This window comes from Pseudacidovorax intermedius, from assembly GCF_001476815.1.
In the GTDB taxonomy this organism is placed as follows: Bacteria; Pseudomonadota; Gammaproteobacteria; order Burkholderiales; family Burkholderiaceae_C; genus Xenophilus; species Xenophilus intermedius_A.
Genome location: NZ_LDSL01000056.1, coordinates 25,079 through 45,244, shown reverse-complemented (window position 1 = coordinate 45,244; position 20,166 = coordinate 25,079). Strand labels below are relative to the sequence as shown.

Genomic DNA, 20,166 nt, shown 5'->3' with positions numbered 1-20,166 from the left:
ATTGCCCGTTTCCGCTTCGCCAAGCCTCCGCCCGCCCGTTCGGACCGCGCCTCGCTGCCCTGGCACCGAGCCTCGCCGCACCCGTGGGGACCGGGCCTGCCGAAGTCCCCCATCTTCGAACCGCCCCGCGCGCCAGTCCTCCGGCCGGCGCGCCCTGCCCCATTCCGCCCATGAGCGACACGCCCCTGCAACCCGGCCTCCAGAGCCTCGCCAAGTCCTTCGAACCCGCCGCCATCGAGGCCCACTGGGGCCCCGAGTGGGAGCGCCGCGGCTATGCGAAGGCGGGCTTCCGCGGCACGCAGGCGCCCCAGGCCGGCGCGCCCTCCTTCGCCATCCAGCTGCCGCCGCCCAACGTGACCGGCACGCTGCACATGGGCCACGCCTTCAACCAGACCATCATGGACAGCCTGACGCGCTACCACCGCATGGCGGGCGCGAACACGCTGTGGGTGCCGGGCACCGACCATGCCGGCATCGCCACGCAGATCGTGGTGGAGCGCCAGCTGCAGGGCCAGGGCCAGAGCCGCCACGACCTGGGCCGCAAGAACTTCGTCGCCCGCGTGTGGGAGTGGAAGCAGCAGTCCGGCAACACCATCACCGAGCAGATGCGCCGCATGGGCGACACGGTGGACTGGAGCCGCGAGTACTTCACCATGGACGACAAGCTGTCCAAGGTGGTGACCGACACCTTCGTGCGCCTGTACGAGCAGGGCCTGATCTACCGCGGAAAGCGGCTGGTGAACTGGGACCCGGTGCTGATGTCCGCCGTCTCCGACCTGGAGGTCGAAAGCGAGGAGGAAGAAGGCTTCCTGTGGCACATCGCCTATCCGCTGGAAGACGGCAGCGGCAGCCTGACGGTGGCCACCACCCGGCCCGAGACCATGCTGGGCGACGTCGCCGTGATGGTCCACCCCGAGGACGAGCGCTACACCGCCCTGGTCGGCAAGCAGGTGCGCCTGCCGCTGGTGGACCGGCTGATCCCCATCATTGCCGACGACTACGTGGACCGCGAGTTCGGCACCGGCGTGGTCAAGGTTACGCCCGCGCACGACCACAACGACTATGCGGTGGGCCAGCGCCATGGCCTCGCCATCATCGGCGTGCTGACGCTGGACGCCAAGATCAACGACAACGCGCCCGAGGCCTACCGCGGCCTGGACCGCTTCGCCGCCCGCAAGAAGATCGTGGCCGACCTGGAGGCCGCCGGCGCCCTGGTCGAGACGAAGAAGCACAAGCTGATGGTGCCGCGCTGCGCCCGCACCGGGCAGGTGGTCGAGCCCATGCTGACGGACCAGTGGTTCGTCGCCATGACCAAGGTGAGCGACAAGGACCCCACCGGCAAGAGCATCGCCCAGAAGGCCATCGACGCCGTGCAGTCGGGCCAGGTGCGCTTCGTGCCCGAGAACTGGGTCAACACCTACAACCAGTGGATGAACAACATCCAGGACTGGTGCATCAGCCGCCAGCTCTGGTGGGGCCACCAGATTCCCGCCTGGTACGACGAGGACGGCCGCGTGTACGTCGCCCGCAACGAGGAAGAGGCGCAGAAGCAGGCCCCTGGCAAGACCCTCAAGCGCGATGAGGACGTGCTGGACACCTGGTACTCCTCGGCGCTGGTGCCCTTCTCCTCGCTCGGCTGGCCCGAAGCACTGGACAACAGCGACGCCCTCAAGGACTACGACCTCTACCTGCCCTCCACCGTGCTGGTGACCGGCTACGACATCATCTTCTTCTGGGTCGCCCGGATGATCATGATGACCACGCACTTCACCGGCCGGGTGCCCTTCAAGCACGTCTACATCCACGGCCTGGTGCGCGATGCGCAGGGCAAGAAGATGAGCAAGTCCGAAGGCAACGTGCTGGACCCGGTGGACCTGATCGACGGCATCGCGTTGGAGCCGCTGCTCGACAAGCGCACCCAGGGCCTGCGCAAGCCCGAGACCGCGCCCCAGGTGCGCAAGAACACGCAGAAGGAATTCCCCGAGGGCATTCCGGCCTACGGCGCCGACGCGCTGCGCTTCACCTTCGCGGCGCTGGCCTCGCTGGGCCGCAGCATCAACTTCGACAGCAAGCGCTGCGAGGGCTATCGCAACTTCTGCAACAAGCTGTGGAACGCCACCCGCTTCGTGCTGATGAACTGCGAAGGCCAGGACTGCGGCCTGATGGACCACAGCAAGGCCGACTGCGCCCCCGGCGGCAAGGCCCACGGCTACATGCGCTTCAGCCAGGCCGACCGCTGGATCGCCTCGCGCCTGCAGCGCGTGGAGCAGGAAGTGGCGCAAGGCTTCGCCGAATACCGCCTCGACAACGTCGCCAATGCCATCTACCAGTTCGCCTGGGACGAGTTCTGCGACTGGTACCTGGAGATCGCCAAGGTGCAAATCCAGACCGGCGGCGAGGCCGAGCAGCGCGCCACCCGCCGCACGCTGATCCGCACGCTGGAGACGCTGCTGCGCCTGGCGCATCCAGTGATCCCCTTCATCACCGAGGAGTTGTGGCAGAAGGTCGCGCCGGTCGCCGGCCGCGCCGCCGAATCGATCATGGTCGCCGCCTATCCCGTCGCGCAACCCGAGAAGATCGACGAGGCGGCCGAGGCGCACGTGGCCAAGCTCAAGGCGCTGGTCGCGTCGTGCCGCACGCTGCGCGGCGAGATGAACGTCTCGCCGGCCCAGCGCCTGCCGCTGTACGTGGTGGGCGATGCCGACTTCGTGCGCCAGGCCGCGCCGGTGCTGCAGGCCCTGGCCAAGTTGAGCGAGGTCAAGGTCTTCGACGATGAAGCGGCCTGGACGGCTGCCGCACAGGCCGCACCCGTGGCCGTGGTGGGCGAGGCCCGCCTGGCGCTGCACGTGGAGATCGACGTCGCCGCCGAGCGCGTGCGCCTGGGCAAGGAAATCGCGCGCATCCAGGGCGAGATCGCCAAGGCCCAGGCCAAGCTCGGAAACGAGGCCTTCGTGGCCAAGGCGCCGCCGGCCGTGATCGCGCAGGAGAACAAGCGCGTGGCCGATTTCGGCGCTTCGCTGACACGCTTGCAGGAACAACTCGTGCGTCTCGGCTGACAGCGCGTTCAGGTCGGTGCAGTAGCATCGACCGGTTCACGAATCACAACTTCCGTTCGAATTCGCATGCCCACCAACAATCGCATCCGCAAGGCCGTCTTTCCGGTGGCCGGCTTCGGCACCCGCTTTCTGCCTGCCACCAAGGCGCAGCCCAAGGAAATGCTGCCGGTGGTGGACAAGCCGCTGATCCAGTACGCGGTGGAAGAAGCCTACGCCGCCGGCATCCGCGACATGATCTTCGTGACCGGCCGCAACAAGCGCGCCATCGAAGACCACTACGACACCGCCTACGAGCTGGAAAGCCAGCTCGAGGCCAGCGGCAAGAACGCGCTGCTGCGCATCGCCCGCTCGGTGGCGCCCGAGGACATGACCTGCTCCTACGTGCGCCAGCCGCGCATGCTGGGCCTGGGCCATGCGGTGCTGTGCGCCGAACACCTGGTGGGCGACGAGCCCTTCGCCGTGCTGCTGGCCGACGACCTGATGGTCGGCCCCGAGGGTGGCGAGGGCGTGCTGTCGCAGATGGTGCGCACCTACAACAACCTCGGCGGCTCGGTGCTGGCGGTGCAGGAAGTGCCGCTGGACCAGGTCAAGCGCTACGGCATCGTGGCCGGCGACCCGATGGGCGACGGCCTGACGCAGGTGCGCGCCATGGTCGAGAAGCCCGCGCCCGAGAACGCACCCTCGCGCCTGGGCGTGGCCGGCCGCTACGTGCTCACGCCCGGCGTGTTCGACGAGATCCGCCGCCAGACCAAGGGGGCCGGCGGCGAGATCCAGCTGACCGACGGCATCGCCTCGCTGATGAAGAAGGAAAGCGTCTACGCCTATGCCTACAAGGGCACCCGCTACGACTGCGGCAGCAAGGAAGGCTTCCTGCAGGCGACGGTGGAACTGGCGCTGGCGCACCCCGAAGTGGGCGGCTATTTCAAGGACTATCTCAAGGGCCTGGCGCTCTGAGAGGCTTCGTCCTTCCATGAAGCAGGAAGGGGCCGAGAGGCCCCTTTCTTCTTTCGAGCGCCCGGCGCCGCGTCAGCGGCGTCTCAGCACGTGAATGAACTCCGCCCCCACGGTCTCCTGCGACACCAGCCCGTGCCCCGTCTGGCGCGCGAAGGCCTGGAAGTCGCGGGTGGAGCCCGGATCGGTGGCCACCACCTTCAGCAACTGGCCGCTGGCCATGTCGTTGAGGGCCTTCTTGGCCTTGAGGATGGGCAGCGGACAGTGGAGCCCGCGGGTGTCGATTTCCTTGTCGATGGCGATGTCGGTCATGGCGTTCTCTGGCGCGGCGCGGTTCAGGTGGACAGGCCGCGGCGCCGTTCCTCGTTCTCTTCGGCGGTGAAGAATACGGGCTCGTGCCCGCGGGTGCGCAGCCAGTCGGCCAGCGCATAGCCGGTGCCGGCGGGCCAGCATTTGAGGTCGGCCAGGTCGTACAGGCGCCAGTCCACCAGTTCGGGCGAGAGCTTCACCTCGCCCTCGGCCACCACGTGGTAGGCGATGATGACCTGGTTCATGCGCTGGAAATCGTAGGCGCCCACGATGCCGCAGCTGATCACGTCGAGGTTGGTCTCTTCCTTGACCTCGCGCGCGATGCCCTCGGTGGGCGACTCGCCGGCCTCCATGAAGCCGGTGATCAGCGCGAACATCTTCGGCGGCCAGGCCGCATTGCGTGCCAGCAGCACCTGGCCCTTGTATTCGACGATGGCGGCCAGCACCGGCGTCGGGTTGTTCCAGTGCGTGTGGCCGCAGGCCGGGCAGCGCAGGCGGGCCTTGGGGCCGCCGTCCTCCATCAGCTCGATCCATTCGAGCGGCGTGGCGCAGGCCTGGCAGAACTGGGGCAGGTTGTTCATGGTGGGTCGTCTCCGCGTGTCTTGTCGTTCGTTGTCGTGGGCGGCGCGCCGCGGGGGCTCAAGCGGGAAACACGCCGGTAGAAAGATAACGGTCCCCGCGGTCGCAGACGATGAAGACGATGGTCGCGTTCTCCACCGTGCGTGCGATCTCCAGCGCCACCCACAGCGCGCCGGCGGCCGAGATGCCGCCGAATATGCCCTCCTCGCGCGCCAGGCGGCGGGCCATTTCCTCGGCGCTGTCCTGGCTCACGTTCACCACCTGGTCGACACGCGAGGGGTCGAAGATCTTGGGCAGGTATTCCTGCGGCCACTTGCGGATGCCCGGAATGCGCGAACCTTCGGCCGGCTGCGCGCCGACGATCTGGATCGCTGGGTTCTTCTCCTTGAGGAAGCGCGACACGCCGGTGATGGTGCCGGTGGTGCCCATGGCGCTCACGAAGTGGGTGATGCGCCCACCGGTCTGCTCCCACAGCTCGGGCCCGGTGGTCTCGTAGTGGATGCGCGGGTTGTCGTCGTTGGCGAACTGGTCGAGCACGCGGCCCTTGCCCTGCGCCACCATCTGGTCGGCCAGGTCGCGGGCGTATTCCATGCCGCCGCTCTTGGGCGTGAGCACGAGCTCGGCGCCGTAGGCCTTCATGGTCTGGGCGCGTTCCACCGACAGGTCCTCCGGCATGATCAGCACCATGCGGTAGCCCTTGATGGCGGCGGCCATCGCCAGCGCGATGCCGGTGTTGCCCGAGGTGGCCTCGATCAGCGTGTCGCCGGGCCTGATCTCGCCGCGCTCCTCGGCGCGCCGGATCATCGACAGGGCCGGCCGGTCCTTCACCGAGCCCGCGGGATTGTTGCCTTCGAGCTTGCCCAGGACGACGTTGCCGCGTGCGGCGTTGGCCTCGGCGTCGATGCGTTGCAGGGCCACCAGCGGCGTCTTGCCGACCGCGTCTTCGATCGTCGGATAGGAAATGGTCATGGTTCTTGAATGAAAGGCCGGGCGGCGCCGGAGCGGCGCACTCGTCCAGGGCACTGTGCCATAATTTTGGGCTGTCTCGACGCTTCGTGCCGGAGTGGTGAAATTGGTAGACGCAGGGGACTCAAAATCCCCCGCCGCAAGGCGTGCCGGTTCGATTCCGGCCTCCGGCACCAACGACTGGACGCACTGCCGCTGGCCGTGCCGTTCCGGGTCGTGTCCCCCGTCCTCCCTGTCTTGAGCCGCACGCGCGGCTGTCCGTTGGGGTTGGCCCCGTTCCGCAATGCGCCGCGCCGGCCCAACCTCGGGAACATGCCCCCGCCTTCAACGCATTGACCGATCCACGCGATTCCGTTCCGCCGCCTTCGGACTTGACCGAGCCAGACGCCGCGCCTGCGCCCCTTCCCTCCCCGTCCGCCCGGCCCGCACACGCGGGGGCCGATGCCGACAGCCCGGACGCGCTGCGCCACCGCTTCGGCGCCGCCGCCGCCCAGTTCGGCAAACTGGACACCCGGCCTCTGGGCGAGCGCGACCGGCCGCGGCCCTGGTGGATACGCTGGCTGGGCCTGCGCTGAGCGACGGCGTTCGGCCTGTCCGTCAGCCCTCGCCGCCGTACACCGGCTCGCCCAGGTTGAGCATCAGCCGGTTGGCCCAGGCGAAGATGGCGATGGCGTGGATCAGGTCCAGGATCTCCAGGTCCGACAGGCCCGCGGCGCGCAGCGGCGCGATGTCGTCGGCGCCGAAGCCGGCCGGCGTCGCCGTCAGCGTGATCGAGGCCTGCACGATCGCCCGCTCGCGCGCGTTGGTGCCGGCGCCCTGCGGCTCGTGGAACACCTGTGCGATCACGTCGTTGCGCTTGGCCAGTTGCTCGAAGCGCTGCGCATGCACCGACGCGCAGTACACGCAGCCGTTGATGCGCGAGACCACCGCGCTGGCCAGTTCGCGCTCGGCCCGCGACAGGCCGCCGGGCGCGTACATGATGGCGTTGAAGACCGTGGAGCGCTCCTGCAGGATGGCCGGCTGCTGCACCAGCAGCAGGTAGTAGTCGCTGGTCTTGGCCTTGGGATGGCTGCTGTCCAGGACGGCCATCTGCTCGGGCGTGGCCTGGGCCAGGTCGAGCACGGGCAGCCAGGCCTTCCAGCCCAGCGTCTCGCTGGTGAAGCCGTTGATGCGGATGGGCTCGCCCGGCTTGGGCAGGTTGGCGGGATGCACGAAGGGCGCCGCCTCTTCCTGTGCCGTGGGTGCCACAGACTGCGCATCGCCTGCGGCGGCCAGCGCCTCCAGGCCGGCCAGCACGCGCACCTGGTAGGCCACGTAGGCGATGAGCTGGGCCAGGGCCACCACGGCCGGCGTGTCGATGCCGGCGGCGGGCAGGCGCAGCAGCGCGGCCTGGTCGCCTTCCACCGGCTTGTCGGCGAGGGCGATCGCAAACCGCAGGATTTCGGCCAGGCGGGCGTCATCCGCCGGCACGGCCTGGCCATCCAGCGCGGCCTGCTGGGCGGCGGTGGGCGTGCCCAGCGCCAGCAGCTGCGTGCGGTAGTGGTCGGCCAATGCCGTCACGCCGGCACGGCGCGCGATCTCGTGCGCGGCCAGCAGGCGCTCGGCCAGGCTCAGGCCGGGCAGCGCCGGATCGAACAGCCGCGCATGGCTGCCCTGCGTCGCGGTCACCACCTTGTCGCGCTGGTGGCGCACGGCATGCAGCGGCGCGCCGTCGGCCAGCGGCACCAGTGCATCGATCAGGTCAGGGACGACGGGGTTGGAAACGGCAGAGGTCATGGCTGGGCCTTGGCCGCCGAAGCGGCGTGGTGGAGGAAGTCGCGCACGCCGGCCCAGGAGGCCTCGTCGGCATGCGCATTGGCGGCGGGCGTGCCGCCGCTGGTGCTCAGCCGGCCCGAGACCGGATGGGCATAGGCCAGCTGCGTGGTCGGCACGTAGGGAAAGACGATGGAATGGCCGGCGCCCTCGAAGTCGAGGTGCTCGACCGGCCAGGGATGTTGATGCACGGCCAGGCGCTCGACCACCATTCGGCCATACAAGCTGGACGGCCAGGAGCCGTCGTCCGTGGCCGACAGCAGCATCACCGGCCCGCAGATGCGCTCGACGTGGATGCGGGCGCTCGCCACGGCCTCGTCGTCCTGCAGGGCCGTGAGCAGCGCGTTGGCATGGCGGCGCGGCTCGGGGCCTTCGTCCCAGGGCGCCCAGGTCGCGGTGCGGTTGTCCTGCCACAGGTGCGGCAGCGGGCGGCCGCGCCACCACCAGGCCGGGCCGTTGCGGCTGTGGGGGCCGTTGGCCGGGTTGCAGGCGTTCTGCGCGCTGTGCACCACGGCGCCGGGCACGTAGCCGATCACGGCCGAGACGAGCTCGGGCATCAGCGTGGCCAGCAGCAGCACCAGCTCGCCGCCGCGCGACTGGCCCGACAGGGCGACGAAGCCGCCCGCGGGCTTGAGCTGCGCATGGATCCACTGCAGGGCCGTCTCGAAGTACTCCAGGTGCGTGTCGGAGATGTGGTCCGGCCGGCCGGGCGACTTGAAGTAGCCCACCGCCAGGGCCGCGTAGCCGTGCGAGGCGTACAGCGCCGCCCGCGGCTCGTTGATGCCGCCGCCGCTGCCGTTGAGCACCATCACCGCCAGATGCGGACCCGGCCCCGGCGGCAGGAAGAGCGTGGCCGACAGGCCGTCATCGCGCACCTCGCGGCGCGTCACACCCTCGCCCATCAAGCGCTGCATGAAGCTGGCCTGCCAGCGGCTGCCGTCGGCGCGGGTGAGCACCAGTTCGGTCGTGAGCGCTGCGGCGGGCTTGGCCGCGAACACCTCGCGCGGCGCGCCGGTCCGCTCCGGCACCTGCGCCCAGACCAGGCCCATGGGCGACATGCCCTCGTAGCTGCCCCCAGGCAGCGGCGCATCGCGGCCCAGGTCGACGATGCCATCGGCATCGGCGACCAGTTCGACCTCCGCCGTCCAGGCGATGCCCGGCCCGCGCACGGTGCGGCTCTCGATGCGCACCCGCTCGCCGGGCGCGAGCCCGTCGGCCGCGATGCGGCGCGGCACGTCGATGAGCGCATCGGCGGGCGTGACGTGCAGCATGGATCAGTTCGTCCGCGTGACCTGCATGGCCGTCGTGCGGTCGCTCAGCAGCGGCACCACCTTCAGGCCCTTCTTCGCGGCCCAGATGTTCTGGTAGTGGAAGAGCGGGATGTGGCCCACGTCGTCCGTCACCAGCTTGGCGGCGTGGCGGAAGATGGCCTCGCGCCGGCGGGCGTCGAACTCGACCGTGGCAGCGTCCAGCGCCTTGTCCACGTTCTCGTTGCTGTAGCGGCCCCAGTTGTTGATGCCGCGGCCGCGCTTGGGGTCGTAGCTGGCCAGGGTCTGCAGCAGGCCGTAACCGGCCTCGCCGGTGCCGTTGCCCCAGGCGATCACGCTCACGGCGTATTCGTTCTTGGACGCGCGGCCAGAGTACACCGACCACGGCACCACCTCCACCTTGGTCTTGACGCCGATGCGCGACCAGAACTGCGCCACGGCCTGCACCGTCTCGGGCGCCTGCGGATAGCGGTCGCCCGGCACGTGGATGCTGATCTGAAAGCCCTGCGGATAGCCCGCCTCGGCCAGCAGCTTCTTGGCCTGCTCGGCGTTGTAGGCGATGTCCTTGACCTCGGGGTTGTAGCCGAAGCTGTTCTTGGGCATCCACTGGTTGGCCTCGGTCACGGTGCCCTGCAGCACGCGGTCGACGATGGCCTTGCGGTTGATGCCCATCGACAGCGCCTGGCGCACGCGCAGGTCGGTCAGCGGGTTCTTGTCCAGCACCTTGCCGGCGTTGTCGGTGATGAACTCGTTGGGGCCTTCGCGCAGCGTGGGCTGCAGCAGCAGCACGCGCAGGCCGGGATAGGTGTAGACGCTGACCTTCGGGTCCTTGCGCAGCTTCTCGACGTCGGTGACGGCCACCTTGTCGATCACGTCAACGTCGCCAGCGAGCAACGCCGCGGTGCGGGCCGCGCCGTTGTTGATGAAGCGGTAGGTCACCTTCTCCCACTGCGGCTTGGGGCCCCAGTACGTGGGGTTGCGCTCGAACACCGTGCGGTCGCCCGGCGTGTACGAGATGAACTTGTACGGGCCGGTTCCCACCACGGCCTTGCCGCTGTTGTAGTCCTCGGTGCGCGACTTCTCGCCCACGTGCTTGCTCACCACGTAGATGGAGGCGATCTCCAGCGGCAGCATGGGGTTGGGCGTGGCGGTCTTGACGATCAGCGTGCCGGGGTCCTTGGCGGTGGCCGATTCCACCGAGCGCAGCGCGCCCGAGTACGAGGCCACCGAGCCCGGCACGCTGCGCGCGCGCTGGAAGGAATAGACGATGTCCTCGGCCGACACCGGCGTGCCGTCCTGCCACTTGATGGCGGTGTTGATCTTGAATTCCCAGGTCTTGTCGTCCAGCGACTTCCAGCTGGAGGCCAGGCCCGGGTCCAGCTTGCCGCCGTCGCGCGAGGTGACCAGCGAATCCCAGAAATGCAGCGCCAGCGAGCGGTCGCCCGCATGGTTGTTGAGCTGCGGGTCCACCGACGAGACGGGGTCGGCGAAGCCGATGGCGAGGTTCTGCGCCGCGGCGCCGGCAGCGGCGATCAGGGCGGCGGCCGCGACGGCCGCGGTGCGCGAGTTGAAGTGGGTCATGGCGATCCTTTCGTCAGGGAACAGCGGGAATGGGGATTCAGAGCGCGTCCCGGTGGCAGGCGCTCTGGTGGTGGATGGCGATGCCGCGCAACTGCGGCACCTCGGTGCGGCAGCGGTCCATGGCCTGCGGACAGCGCGGATGGAAGTGGCAGCCGCTGGGCGGCGACAGGGGGCTGGGAATCTCGCCGCGGATGGGCGCGAATTGCGCACGCCGGGCGTCGATGCGCGGAATCTCCTGCAGCAGCGCGCGGGTGTAGGGATGGTGCGGCCGGGCGAAGAGTTCCTCCACCGGCGCGGACTCGACCACGCGGCCCAGGTACATCACCACCACGCGGTCGCACAGGTGCTCGATCACGCCCAGGTCGTGGCTGATGAACAGGTAGGCCAGGCCCAGTTGCTCGCGCAGGTCCATGAACAGGTTGAGGATCTGCGCCTGGATCGATACGTCCAGCGCGGCCACGGCCTCGTCGCAGACCAGCATGCGCGGCTGCACCGCCAGCGCGCGGGCGATGCCGATGCGCTGGCGCTGGCCGCCGCTGAACTGGTGCGGATAGCGGTGGCGCAGCGAGGGGTCGAGCCCGGCGCGTTCGAGCTGGGCGCAGACGTAGTCGTCCTCGCCGGCCGCATCCGTCAGGCCATGGAGGCGCGCCGCCTCGCCGACGATGCGGGCCACGCGCAGGCGCGGATTGAGGCTGCCGAAGGGGTCCTGGAACACCATCTGCACCTTCAGCCGCGCGGCCAAGCGAGCGCGGGCATCCATCTGAGTGATGTCCTGGCCGTCGACCAGCACCTGGCCCTCGCTGGGCGGCAGCAGGCCGGCGGCGATGCGGCCCAGCGTGGACTTGCCGCAGCCGGATTCGCCCACCAGGCCGACCACCTCGCCGGGCTGAACCTGCAGGTCCACGTGGTCCACGGCATGGGTGATGGCGGGTGCATGACCCAGGCCGAGGGCGCGCAGGCGGCGGTCGAGCCAGCCTTCAGCGCGCTCGCCGAAGCGCCTGGAGATGTCGCGCAGGTCGACCAGCGGGACGCCGGCGGGCTTCGTCGTCCGCGTCGTGGCGGAAGGCGGAGTGGCGCCCATCGGCAGGCCGCCATCTGCCGCATCGTGACTGGGCGTGACGATGGGATGCCCGCTCATGCCGCTGCTCCCGGATGGATGCACCGCGCCCGATGCGCCGGCATGCCCACCCGTGGCGCCACCAGTTCGGGCACCGCGGCCTGGCACCCGGCCGTGGCACGATCGCAGCGCGGCGCAAAGGCGCAGCCCGCTGGCAGCCGCGCCAGGTGCGGCGCCATGCCCGGGATCTGCCGCAGGCGCGCCCCACGCCGGTTGGCGCTGGGCAGGCTGCCGATCAGGCCCTGCGTGTAGGGGTGCTGCGGATGATCGAGCACGTCGTCCACCGCGCCGATCTCCACGATGCGGCCGGCGTACATCACGGCAATGGCATCGGCCAGGCCCGCCACCACCGACAGGTCGTGGCTGATCCAGATCATGGCCGTGCCGCTGTCCTTCACCAGCTTCTGCATCTCCGACAGGATCTGCGCCTGGATGGTCACGTCCAGCGCCGTCGTCGGCTCGTCCGCGATGATCAGCGCCGGCTTGTGCAGCAGCGCGATGGCGATGGCCACCCGCTGGCGCATGCCGCCCGAGAGCTGGTGCGGATAGGCGCGCAGCCGCTCCTCCGGGCTGGAGATGCCCATCAGCGCCAGTGTGTCGGCCGCTTGGCGGCGGGCGGCGGCGGCATCCACGTCGCGGTGCGCACGCACGGCCTCGACCATCTGCACGTCGATGCGCAGCACGGGGTTCAGCGTCGCCATCGGATCCTGGAAGATCATGGCGATGCGGTCGCCGCGCAACTGCCGCAAGGCTTTGGGCGGCAGCGTGCGCAGGTCCTGGCCCTGGAACAGCACCTCGCCGCCTTCCACGCGCCCCGGCGGGTCGACCAGGCCCATGACCGAGAAGCCGGTCACCGATTTGCCCGAGCCCGATTCGCCGACCAGGCCCAGCACCTGGCCCCGGCCCAGCGTGAAGGAGACGCCATCGACCACCGGCAGCACGCCGTCGCGGGTGTGGAAGCGGGTGCGCAGGTCGCGCAGTTCCAGCACGGGAGTGGTATCGCCGCTCACTTCTGCAACCTCGGGTTCAACACGTCGCGCAGCTGGTCACCGACCAGATTGATCGCAACGATGGTGGCCAGCAGCGCCAGGCCGGGGAACAAACTGATCCAGTATTCGTTGGAGAGCAAATACTGGTAACCGTTGGAGATCAGGAGCCCCAGCGAGGGCTCGGTGATCGGCACCCCCAGCCCCAGGAAGGACAGTGTCGCCTCCAGCGTGATGGCCCGCGCCACCTGCAGCGCGCCGATCACCAGCAGCGGCGGCAGGCAGTTGGGCAGGACGTGGCCGATCAGGATGCGCCAGGGCGCGATGCCCTGGCCGCGTGCCGCATCGACGTACTCGCGCCGCGTTTCCACCAGCGCCTGGCCGCGGGCCGTGCGGGCGTAGTAGGCCCATTCGAGAAGCACCAGCGTGAGCACGACGTTGGTGATGCCCTTGCCCAGGTAGGCCAGGATCATCAGCGCCATCAGGATGGTGGGAAAGGACAGCAGCAGGTCCACCAGCCGCATCAGCAGCGCATCGACCCGGCCGCCGGCATAGGCGGCCAGCAGGCCGACCAGCGTGCCCAGCACGGCGGCGATCAGGGCCGAGCCCACGCCCACGCCCAGGCTGATGCGCAGGCCGTAGACGATGGCCGAGTACAGGTCGCGGCCCTGGCCGTCGGTGCCCAGCCAGTAGGTGTAGCCGCCCTCGCTGCTGGGCGAGCCCGGCGGCAGGCGCGCATCCAGCACGTCCAGCTGCAGCAGGTCGTAGGGGTTCTGCGGCGTGATCCAGGGCGCGGCCAGGGCGACGATGACCACCGCGGCCAGCATCACCAGGCCGGCAACGGCCACGCGCGAGTGCAAAAAGTCGGCAGCCGCGCGCCACCAGATGCCGCGCTCGCGCGGCGCCGGCGCCGTGGCGTGGGCGATCGGACGCGCACTCATGCCGCCCCCTCCAGCCGCACCCGTGGATCGAGCAGGCGGTAGAGCAGGTCCACCACCAGGTTGAGCGTCACGAAGATCACGACCACCACCATCAGGTAGGCGACCACCACCGGGCGGTCCAATGAATTGATGCTGTCCAGGATCAGCTTGCCGGCGCCCGGCCAGGCGAAGATGGTTTCGGTGACCACGGCATAGGCGATGGTCGAGCCCAGTTCCAGCCCCAGCACCGTGACCAGCGGGATCAGCGTGTTGCGCAGCACGTGCACGCCCACCACCCGCACCGGCGACAGCCCCTTGGCCCGCGCGAATTTCACGAAGTCCTGCGGCAGCACCTCGCGCACGCCGGCGCGCGTGAGCCGCAGCACCAGCGAGATCTTGAACAGCGCCAGGTTGAAGGCCGGCAGCAGCAGGTGCTTGAGCCCGTCGAGCGTGAGCCAGGACCATTCGATGCCGAACAGGCTGCGCGTCTCGCCGCGGCCGCCGGCCGGCAGCCAGCCCAGTTGCACGCTGAACACCATGATGAGCATCAGCGCCACCCAGAAGGCCGGCAGCGAGAAGCCGACGATGCTGGTGGCCATGATGGCGCGCGCGGCCGGATGCTCCGGCTTCATGCCCGCAAACAGGCCCAGCGGCACGCCGATGAGCACGGCCATCAGGAGCGCCGCCACGGCCAGTTCCATGGTCGCCGGCAAGCGGCCCAGGATGATGTGGATGGCCTCCTCGTGGTAGACGAAGCTGCGGCCCAGCTGGCCCTGCACCGCGCCCTCGAGGAAGGCCAGGTACTGCCGCCACAGCGGCTGGTCCAGCCCCAGGCGCGCGATGGCAGCGGCCCGCTCGGCCTGGTTCATGTCGTCGCCGATCAGGATGTCGATCGGGTTGCCGATGGCATGCAGCCCGATGAAGACGATCAGCGTCATCAGCCACACGACCAGCAGCGCCTGGCCGAGCCGGCGCAGCAGCCAGCCGGTCATGGCGCCGCCCCTTCGCGCGCGGTGGCCGCTTCCTCGTAGGCGGGGAAGGACGCCTCGGTCCACTCGTGGCCTTCCAGCTCGGGCTCGGCATAGCGCTGCATGGCGGCGAAATGCGCGTCGGCGTCCTCCACCATCAGGCAGCCGGCCAGGCCGCGTGCCAGGCGCTGCGAGCCGTCGGTGATCTGCGGAATGTCGCCCGCGCCGGCACCCTGCGACAGCGCGGCGGCGTAGTTGTAGCAATGCACCCGGTCCAGGCCGGGACAACTGCCCGGCTCGCGCTCCTGGAACTCGAACAGCGGGCCCAGATCGGGCGACTCGGCCAGTTCCTCGTCGTCCTGGCCCGCGGGTGCGGCGAAGCGGTCGCGCCAGAGCCGCACGTGCGGCTGAAGGCCGGCGAACTCGGGCCGCTGCGCCCAGTCGATGCGAAAGCCGGTGCAGAAGATCACGAAGTCAGCCGCCAGCGGCCCCTTGGCCGTGTCGAGGCGGATGACGCCATCGGGCCGCACCGTGGCGCCCGTGGCGCCGGCGCCCAGGTGGAAATGCGCCTGTGCATGGCGCGACACGCGCAGCGTGCTGCCCTGCGGCGGCGGCACCTGCTGCAGGTTGAGGTAATGGCGGAAGCGCCACTTCCATTCGTCCGGCAGCATCCAGTAGCCATGCGCCATGCCGGGGCTGCCCGAGCCCTTGCCCTTGTTGATGCGCGGCAGCTCGCGCCGGCGGATCAGCAGGTCGACCCGGGCGGCGCCGTTCTCCAGCGCCGTGGCCGCGGCGTCCATGGCCGAGGCCCCGCCGCCGATCACAGCCACGCGCTTGCCGCGCAGCATGGCGCCGTCCCAGGCGTGGGAGGAATGCACCCAGCGTTCGCGCGGCAGCGCATGGGCCCAGGCCGGCACCCAGGGGCCGCCCAGGCCGTCGCGGCCGGTGGCGATGACCACGTGGCGGGCAAGCACGGTGTGGGCGCGGTCGCCCTCGCCTTCGTCGACCAGGTCGAGCTGCACCACGCCGTCGGCGCGCGGGCGCAGCGCCGCCACGCGCTGGCGGTTGCGCACGTCCAGCCGCAGCACCTGGCGGTACCAGCGCAGGTAGTCCATCCACTGGAGGCGCGGGATCTTGTCGAGCGCCCGCCAGGCATCGAGCCCGAACTGCGACTCGAACCAGGCGCGGAAGGTCAGCGCCGGCAGGCCCAGCGCCGGGCCGGTCAACTCCTTGGGCGAGCGCAGGGTCTGCATGCGCGCGGTGGTGGCCCAGGGGCCTTCGAAGCCGGCCGGCGCCTGGTCGAACACCACCGCCTGCACGCCCAGGTGCAACAGCGAGGCCGACAGCGTGAGCCCCGCCATGCCGCCGCCGATGACGGCGACGTCGATCACCGGCTGGCCGTCGCGCACGCTGGGCGGCACCCAGCGCTTGGGCGGCAGGCCGAGCCAGAGCAGGTCCTGGCGCAGCCGCTGCTCCAGCTGCGGCAGGCCGGCCGGGGGCGTGAATTCTTCGGGGGCAGGCGAACTCATGGGGCGCTTTCTGTCAGGGGCGGGAAGAAGAGGAGGACGGCCCGGCGCCCTGGGCGGCCTGCAGCAGCCGCGCATGGGCTTCGGGCGGGTGGGCGACGAAGCCGGGAAGCTGGGCGGCCGCCCGCTGCAGCGCATCGGCCAGGGCCTGCACGCGGCGGGTGACGGGCCGGCCCTGCGGCACGACGGCGCCGAAGAAGAAGGGAATGTGCACGTCCAGCGGGCGCACCTGCACACCGGCCATGGGCACGCCGTGCACGGTGAGCGGGTCCAGCAGGGCGATGCCCAGGCCGGCGCGCACCAGGGCCTGGGCGTTGACGGAGGAATTGGTGTCGATGACGTCCGCGCCGCGCGCGCCGCCCTCGCCCTCCGGCGCGCCGCCCCCCAGCAGCGCGTCGATGCGGTGGCGCAGCCGGAAGGGATTGCTCAGGGTGACCAGCCGGCGCCCGGCCAGCGCGGCAGCCGGCACCACGTCGTGCGCCGCCAGCGGATCGCCGTCGGGCAGCACGGCCACGCAGGGGGCCTCGCCGATCCACAGCACCTGCAGGCCGCGATGCTCCAGCGGCAGGCTGGAGACGCCCAGCTGCACGGCGCCGCCCAGCACCGACTCCATCACCCGTTCAGGCGAGCCGCTGACCAGGCGCACCGCGCCGGTGCCCTCGCCCGCTTCCAGGGCCTGCAGGGCGGCAGGCACCAGTCCCAGCGCGGCGGCCGAGGTGGCGGCCAGCACCAGCGGCTGGGCGCCGCCGCGGCCGATCTCGTCCACCCGCTGCTGCAGCCGCCGCCAGTCGCCCAGCAGCTGCTGCACTTCCTCGAAGAGCTGGAAGCCCTCCGCCGTCGGCGCCACGCGGGGGCCGTGGCGGGTGAAGAGCGCATAACCCGTGGCCGCCTCCAGCTCGTGGATCAGGCGGGTGACGGCCGGCTGCGAACGGGCGAGCAGGCGCGCCGCGCCCGTGATGCTCCCGGAGGACATCACGGCGGCGAAGGCTTCGAGCTGGCGAATATCGAGGTTCTTGATCATCCGATTTGCGAATGATCAAGCATGAAGCATGCAAGCTTCAAATACTTTTATCGCGGAAGCTTATTCGGCAGTCCGCGTCATGGCTCGCGCGGGTCGGGCGTGACGGAGGGAAGTCAGTCCCGGACGGCGGGCGCGGCGAAGGCGTCGCGCAGCGCTGCCACGCGCTCGCCGACCCATTCGCGCCCCCGGCCCGGCTCCATGCATTCCAGCTCCCGGCAAAAGCGCCGTGCCGCACCGAAGCCCTGGATGGCCGGGCTGCCCGCCAGGGTATGCGCGGCGCTGCGCAGCGCCCCCATGTCGCCCTGCGCGTAGGTCGCCTCGATGCGGTCGATGAGCGCGCGGCGAGATGCGAGGTAGCCGGGAAAGGCGGCGAGGAAGCCAGCCTCGACCCACAGCCCTTCATTGGGCGCCGCGAGCTCGCGGCCACGGCCCTGCAGCCACACGTCCAGCTCGCAGGCCTTGAGCGGCTTCTCCAGCCTGCCATCGAAGCCGGCCTTGTCGATCGCCGCCAGGGTCTGCGGATCGTCACGGCCGGTGAACGCCAGCACCACGGAAGGCGCCTCGTGTGCCTGCTGCTGCATCTCGCGCAGGGTGCCCAGGGCCTCGAAGCCGCCCATCACCGGCATGGTGAGGTCCATGACGACGATGTCCGGGCGCCGTTCGATCAGGGCATCGATCGCCGCCTGGCCGTTGGGGGCGTAGCGGGCGTTCACGCGCTCGCCCAGTTGCGCCTGGAGCTGGATCCAGTGGGATTCGTCGTCGTCGACGAGCAGCAGTTCCGGCCGCGTCCCGGAGGCGTCGTCGGCAGCGGCGCCCGCCGGCGCGCCATCGGCCAGCGTCTGCGGTGGCGGCGCGGGTAGCCACAGCAGCAGTTCCGTGCCCTCCACCGGGCCGGTGCGCATGGTCAGGCGACCGGCCTGCGCACGGGTGGCGAGCTGTGCCGAGTAGCCCCCGAGGCCGCTGCCGCCCGGCTTGCCGTGGGTCGCATACTTTTCGAAGAAGCGGTCCCGCACCTCGGCCGGCACCTCGCCCTGGTTGTGGATGGCGAGTTCGACCCCGCCGTCGGCGGCGGCGCGTGCGCACAGCGAGACGCGGCTGCCCGCCGGCGCCGCCTCGATCGCATTGCGCGTCAGGTTCTCCACGATGGACATCGTCAGCAGCTCGTTGCCGCTGACCGGCAGCACGGGCTGGTCGTGCAGCAACTCGACCGCCACACGCTTGGAGGCGGCCTGCTGCCGCAAGTCGTCTATCACCTGCCCTACGAGCGCGACGGCGTCGAAGGGCTCCGGACGAAGCTGGTACAGGCCTTCTTCCATGCGGTACAGATCCAGCGACAGGCTGGTCATGGCCAATGCGCGCGTCGCCGTCCGCTCGACCGCGGCCAGCAGTTGCTGGTGGTCGGCGGGCAAGTCCGTCCGGCCGCGTGCCATCTGCAGCGACGCGCGGATGCTCTTGAGCGGCGCACGCAGATCATGGCGCGCCAGGCGCTCCATGTCGTCGCGCACACGCATGGCATTGCGCGTTGCATCGAACTGGTCCTGAAGCTCGCGTTCCTGCACGGCCAGCCGGTGGCTCGCCTCGTCCAGCGCCAGCTGCGCGGCATGCCGCTGCTGCACGTTGTCGAGGGCCACGAGGCGGCCGGCCTCGCTTGATTGCAGCAGGTGCACGTCGACCCAGGCGGTGACGTCCTCGCCGAGCATCATGCGCACGGTGGCGCGGCCGGTGCCGCCGACCGGCGCACCGGCGGCGGCCGTCAGCAGCTCGTGCAGCGCCTCGCGGTAGCCGGCGACCAGGGTGTCGGGCAAGGGCCGGTGACGCCAGGCTGCCAGGCGCTGCACCAGTGCCGAGGTGCGCAATGTCCCGGGCAGCACCAGCTTCACGCGCTGGCTGCTGTCGAGCCAGACGAGCGCGGTGTCGTGCAGCGCCAGCGCCTGCTGGGCCGAGTCCAGCCGGAGGCGGTACCAGCTCGCGACCTGTATCGCCTTGAATCGCACCAGCGCCATGCACACGCCGGCACTCAGGATGCACACCACGAAGACCAGGCTGCGGTCCGGCCAGCCGGCCAGCGACGCAAGGACAGCGGCACCGGCCAGCAGCAGCGGCAGGCGCCGCAGCCGCACCATGGCCACGACCAGCGCACAGGCCGGGAAGAACCAGAGCGGTGCCACCAGGGAGTCGGACAGGCACAGCTCGGCGAGCCACAGCAGCAGCGCCCCGAGTAGCGCCAGGCGCACGGGCTGGCTGTCCCGCCGCGGCCCAGCCAGCCAAAAGACGGTCAGCACCGCGAGCAGGCCCAGATCGAACGCCAAGCCGCGCGGATGCCCGGGACGCAGGTCGACCGACGCATGGGCCAGGGTGGACAGCGCCACACAGAAGCTGACGGCCAGTTCCATCCGCTGGTGCAGCCGCGCCGGGGTGGCGCCCAGGCGGAGGGAGCGCAGCAACTCGGCCACGCCGTCGCGCGACGATGCGGCCGTCATCGCGTGTGCGGATCGACCACGACGTAGCCGTCTTCCGCGGTGCGCGCGTGGAGATCGGCGCGCACGCACAACCGGGCGCGACCGGCCGAATCGGTGCACTCACGGAAGGCGAGGTTGGCGCCGCGGCTCTCCAGTTGGCTGACCTTCGCCTGCATCACGGCCACCTGTTCGCCCAGCGCAGCCGCCTCCGCGTGCACACGCGCGAACCAGGCCACCACGCCGATGCTGGCGGCCATGCTCAGCGAGACGAGCAGTACCGCCAGACGCTGCGCGGTACGCAGCAGCGTCGACGCGTCGCTGTTCATGCGCGCGCCCAGCATCTCGAGCTGCCGCATCGACACTTCGAGCCGGCCCCGGATGTCCTGCAGGTCCACCGCGGCGGCCGAGGGGCCGCGGGTCTCGGCCAGCTGCTTCAGCTCCGTCGCCAGGACGTCCAGCTTGGCCATGGCCCGGCCCGTCGTGAATGTCAGGTTCAGACGCATGACTTCGGCGTCGGCGTGATAGCGACGGACCTCGTCCAGCAACTCCGTCGCGCGGTCGTTCCAGGCCGCCTGCTGCTCTGTGGTGCTGCAGCTTTTCATGAGAACTCCCTTCCTGCATCGCTGCGGCAATCGCGCCGCATGCTG

Annotated in this window: 17 protein-coding genes and 1 tRNA gene; 4 read left to right on the top strand and 14 right to left on the bottom strand. The window is 70.4% G+C overall.

Annotated elements, in window-relative coordinates:
- The first annotated feature begins 170 nt into the window (after positions 1-170).
- Entirely contained in the window at positions 171-3,056 is a 2,886-nt protein-coding gene (locus tag NS331_RS09520; RefSeq protein WP_058641760.1) for a valine--tRNA ligase, read from the top strand.
- Between the two features lie 66 nt (positions 3,057-3,122).
- Positions 3,123-4,010, top strand: a complete 888-nt coding sequence (gene galU / locus NS331_RS09515) for a UTP--glucose-1-phosphate uridylyltransferase GalU (RefSeq protein ID WP_058641759.1) — start codon at positions 3,123-3,125, stop codon at positions 4,008-4,010.
- Positions 4,011-4,082: 72 nt separating this feature from the next.
- Here galU and NS331_RS09510 read toward each other — a convergent pair whose 3' ends face one another.
- The 3 genes from NS331_RS09510 to cysM are packed head-to-tail and all read right to left on the bottom strand — an operon-like array spanning position 4,083 to position 5,858.
- Entirely contained in the window at positions 4,083-4,319 is a 237-nt protein-coding gene (locus NS331_RS09510; protein WP_440589376.1) for a sulfurtransferase TusA family protein, read from the bottom strand.
- 23 nt (positions 4,320-4,342) lie between these two features.
- Positions 4,343-4,897 (bottom strand): NUDIX domain-containing protein, encoded by a 555-nt coding sequence (locus NS331_RS09505; RefSeq protein WP_058641758.1) that lies wholly within the window; start codon positions 4,895-4,897, stop codon positions 4,343-4,345.
- 58 nt (positions 4,898-4,955) lie between these two features.
- Positions 4,956-5,858 carry a cysteine synthase CysM gene (gene cysM, locus NS331_RS09500; RefSeq protein ID WP_058641783.1) on the bottom strand — a complete coding sequence of 301 codons (903 nt, stop codon included), beginning with the start codon at positions 5,856-5,858 and terminating at the stop codon, positions 4,956-4,958.
- A 94-nt stretch (positions 5,859-5,952) separates the two neighbouring features.
- Here cysM and NS331_RS09495 point away from each other — a divergent pair.
- Together NS331_RS09495 and NS331_RS26105 are read left to right on the top strand one after the other, a co-directional pair.
- A tRNA-Leu gene (locus NS331_RS09495) sits at positions 5,953-6,037 on the top strand.
- Between the two features lie 195 nt (positions 6,038-6,232).
- The gene (locus NS331_RS26105; protein WP_153012794.1) at positions 6,233-6,436 is read left to right on the top strand and encodes a hypothetical protein; all 204 of its coding nucleotides are present in this window, start codon (positions 6,233-6,235) and stop codon (positions 6,434-6,436) included.
- Positions 6,437-6,458: 22 nt separating this feature from the next.
- Here the strand turns inward: NS331_RS26105 and NS331_RS26610 are convergent, their stop codons facing one another.
- From NS331_RS26610 to NS331_RS09440, 11 genes are all read right to left on the bottom strand, one after another.
- Positions 6,459-7,637, bottom strand: a complete 1,179-nt coding sequence (locus NS331_RS26610) for a CMD domain-containing protein (RefSeq protein ID WP_193758068.1) — start codon at positions 7,635-7,637, stop codon at positions 6,459-6,461.
- Positions 7,634-8,944, bottom strand: coding sequence for an acyl-CoA thioester hydrolase/BAAT C-terminal domain-containing protein (locus NS331_RS26605; protein ID WP_058641757.1), 1,311 nt, complete (start codon positions 8,942-8,944; stop codon positions 7,634-7,636). The genes NS331_RS26610 and NS331_RS26605 overlap by 4 nt, the downstream gene beginning before the upstream one ends.
- 3 nt (positions 8,945-8,947) lie before the next feature.
- The gene (locus NS331_RS09480; protein WP_058641756.1) at positions 8,948-10,522 is read right to left on the bottom strand and encodes an ABC transporter substrate-binding protein; all 1,575 of its coding nucleotides are present in this window, start codon (positions 10,520-10,522) and stop codon (positions 8,948-8,950) included.
- 37 nt (positions 10,523-10,559) lie between these two features.
- Complete coding sequence (locus NS331_RS09475) at positions 10,560-11,603, bottom strand: ABC transporter ATP-binding protein (protein WP_058641755.1); 1,044 nt, start codon at positions 11,601-11,603, stop codon at positions 10,560-10,562.
- Positions 11,604-11,656: 53 nt separating this feature from the next.
- Positions 11,657-12,649 carry an ABC transporter ATP-binding protein gene (locus NS331_RS09470; RefSeq protein ID WP_058641754.1) on the bottom strand — a complete coding sequence of 331 codons (993 nt, stop codon included), beginning with the start codon at positions 12,647-12,649 and terminating at the stop codon, positions 11,657-11,659.
- Positions 12,646-13,566, bottom strand: coding sequence for an ABC transporter permease (locus NS331_RS09465; RefSeq protein ID WP_082702359.1), 921 nt, complete (start codon positions 13,564-13,566; stop codon positions 12,646-12,648). Before NS331_RS09465 ends, NS331_RS09470 begins: the two co-directional genes overlap by 4 nt.
- On the bottom strand, positions 13,563-14,537 hold the full coding sequence (locus tag NS331_RS09460) for an ABC transporter permease (protein ID WP_058641753.1): 975 nt from the start codon (positions 14,535-14,537) through the stop codon (positions 13,563-13,565). Before NS331_RS09460 ends, NS331_RS09465 begins: the two co-directional genes overlap by 4 nt.
- Positions 14,534-16,042, bottom strand: coding sequence for a SidA/IucD/PvdA family monooxygenase (locus tag NS331_RS09455; RefSeq protein ID WP_058641752.1), 1,509 nt, complete (start codon positions 16,040-16,042; stop codon positions 14,534-14,536). Before NS331_RS09455 ends, NS331_RS09460 begins: the two co-directional genes overlap by 4 nt.
- A 13-nt stretch (positions 16,043-16,055) precedes the next feature.
- The gene (locus tag NS331_RS09450) at positions 16,056-17,060 is read right to left on the bottom strand and encodes a LysR family transcriptional regulator (protein ID WP_058641751.1); all 1,005 of its coding nucleotides are present in this window, start codon (positions 17,058-17,060) and stop codon (positions 16,056-16,058) included.
- Between the two features lie 113 nt (positions 17,061-17,173).
- Positions 17,174-19,540, bottom strand: coding sequence for an ATP-binding response regulator (locus tag NS331_RS09445; protein WP_058641750.1), 2,367 nt, complete (start codon positions 19,538-19,540; stop codon positions 17,174-17,176).
- Positions 19,537-20,121: a hypothetical protein gene (locus NS331_RS09440; RefSeq protein WP_058641749.1), complete on the bottom strand. Its 585-nt coding sequence runs from the start codon at positions 20,119-20,121 to the stop codon at positions 19,537-19,539. Before NS331_RS09440 ends, NS331_RS09445 begins: the two co-directional genes overlap by 4 nt.
- Positions 20,122-20,166: the final 45 nt, after the last annotated feature.

Coding starts and splice junctions, on each gene's coding strand:
- NS331_RS09505 (WP_058641758.1), bottom strand. CDS start 4,897: ATGAACAACCTGCCCCAGTTCTGCCAGGCCTGCGCCACGCCGCTCGAA.
- NS331_RS09480 (WP_058641756.1), bottom strand. CDS start 10,522: ATGACCCACTTCAACTCGCGCACCGCGGCCGTCGCGGCCGCCGCCCTG.
- NS331_RS26605 (WP_058641757.1), bottom strand. CDS start 8,944: ATGCTGCACGTCACGCCCGCCGATGCGCTCATCGACGTGCCGCGCCGC.
- NS331_RS09510 (WP_440589376.1), bottom strand. CDS start 4,319: ATGACCGACATCGCCATCGACAAGGAAATCGACACCCGCGGGCTCCAC.
- NS331_RS09520 (WP_058641760.1), top strand. CDS start 171: ATGAGCGACACGCCCCTGCAACCCGGCCTCCAGAGCCTCGCCAAGTCC.
- NS331_RS09445 (WP_058641750.1), bottom strand. CDS start 19,540: ATGACGGCCGCATCGTCGCGCGACGGCGTGGCCGAGTTGCTGCGCTCC.
- NS331_RS09460 (WP_058641753.1), bottom strand. CDS start 14,537: ATGACCGGCTGGCTGCTGCGCCGGCTCGGCCAGGCGCTGCTGGTCGTG.
- NS331_RS09440 (WP_058641749.1), bottom strand. CDS start 20,121: ATGAAAAGCTGCAGCACCACAGAGCAGCAGGCGGCCTGGAACGACCGC.
- NS331_RS09475 (WP_058641755.1), bottom strand. CDS start 11,603: ATGGGCGCCACTCCGCCTTCCGCCACGACGCGGACGACGAAGCCCGCC.
- NS331_RS09455 (WP_058641752.1), bottom strand. CDS start 16,042: ATGAGTTCGCCTGCCCCCGAAGAATTCACGCCCCCGGCCGGCCTGCCG.
- NS331_RS09465 (WP_082702359.1), bottom strand. CDS start 13,566: ATGAGTGCGCGTCCGATCGCCCACGCCACGGCGCCGGCGCCGCGCGAG.
- galU (WP_058641759.1), top strand. CDS start 3,123: ATGCCCACCAACAATCGCATCCGCAAGGCCGTCTTTCCGGTGGCCGGC.
- NS331_RS26610 (WP_193758068.1), bottom strand. CDS start 7,637: ATGACCTCTGCCGTTTCCAACCCCGTCGTCCCTGACCTGATCGATGCA.
- NS331_RS09450 (WP_058641751.1), bottom strand. CDS start 17,060: ATGATCAAGAACCTCGATATTCGCCAGCTCGAAGCCTTCGCCGCCGTG.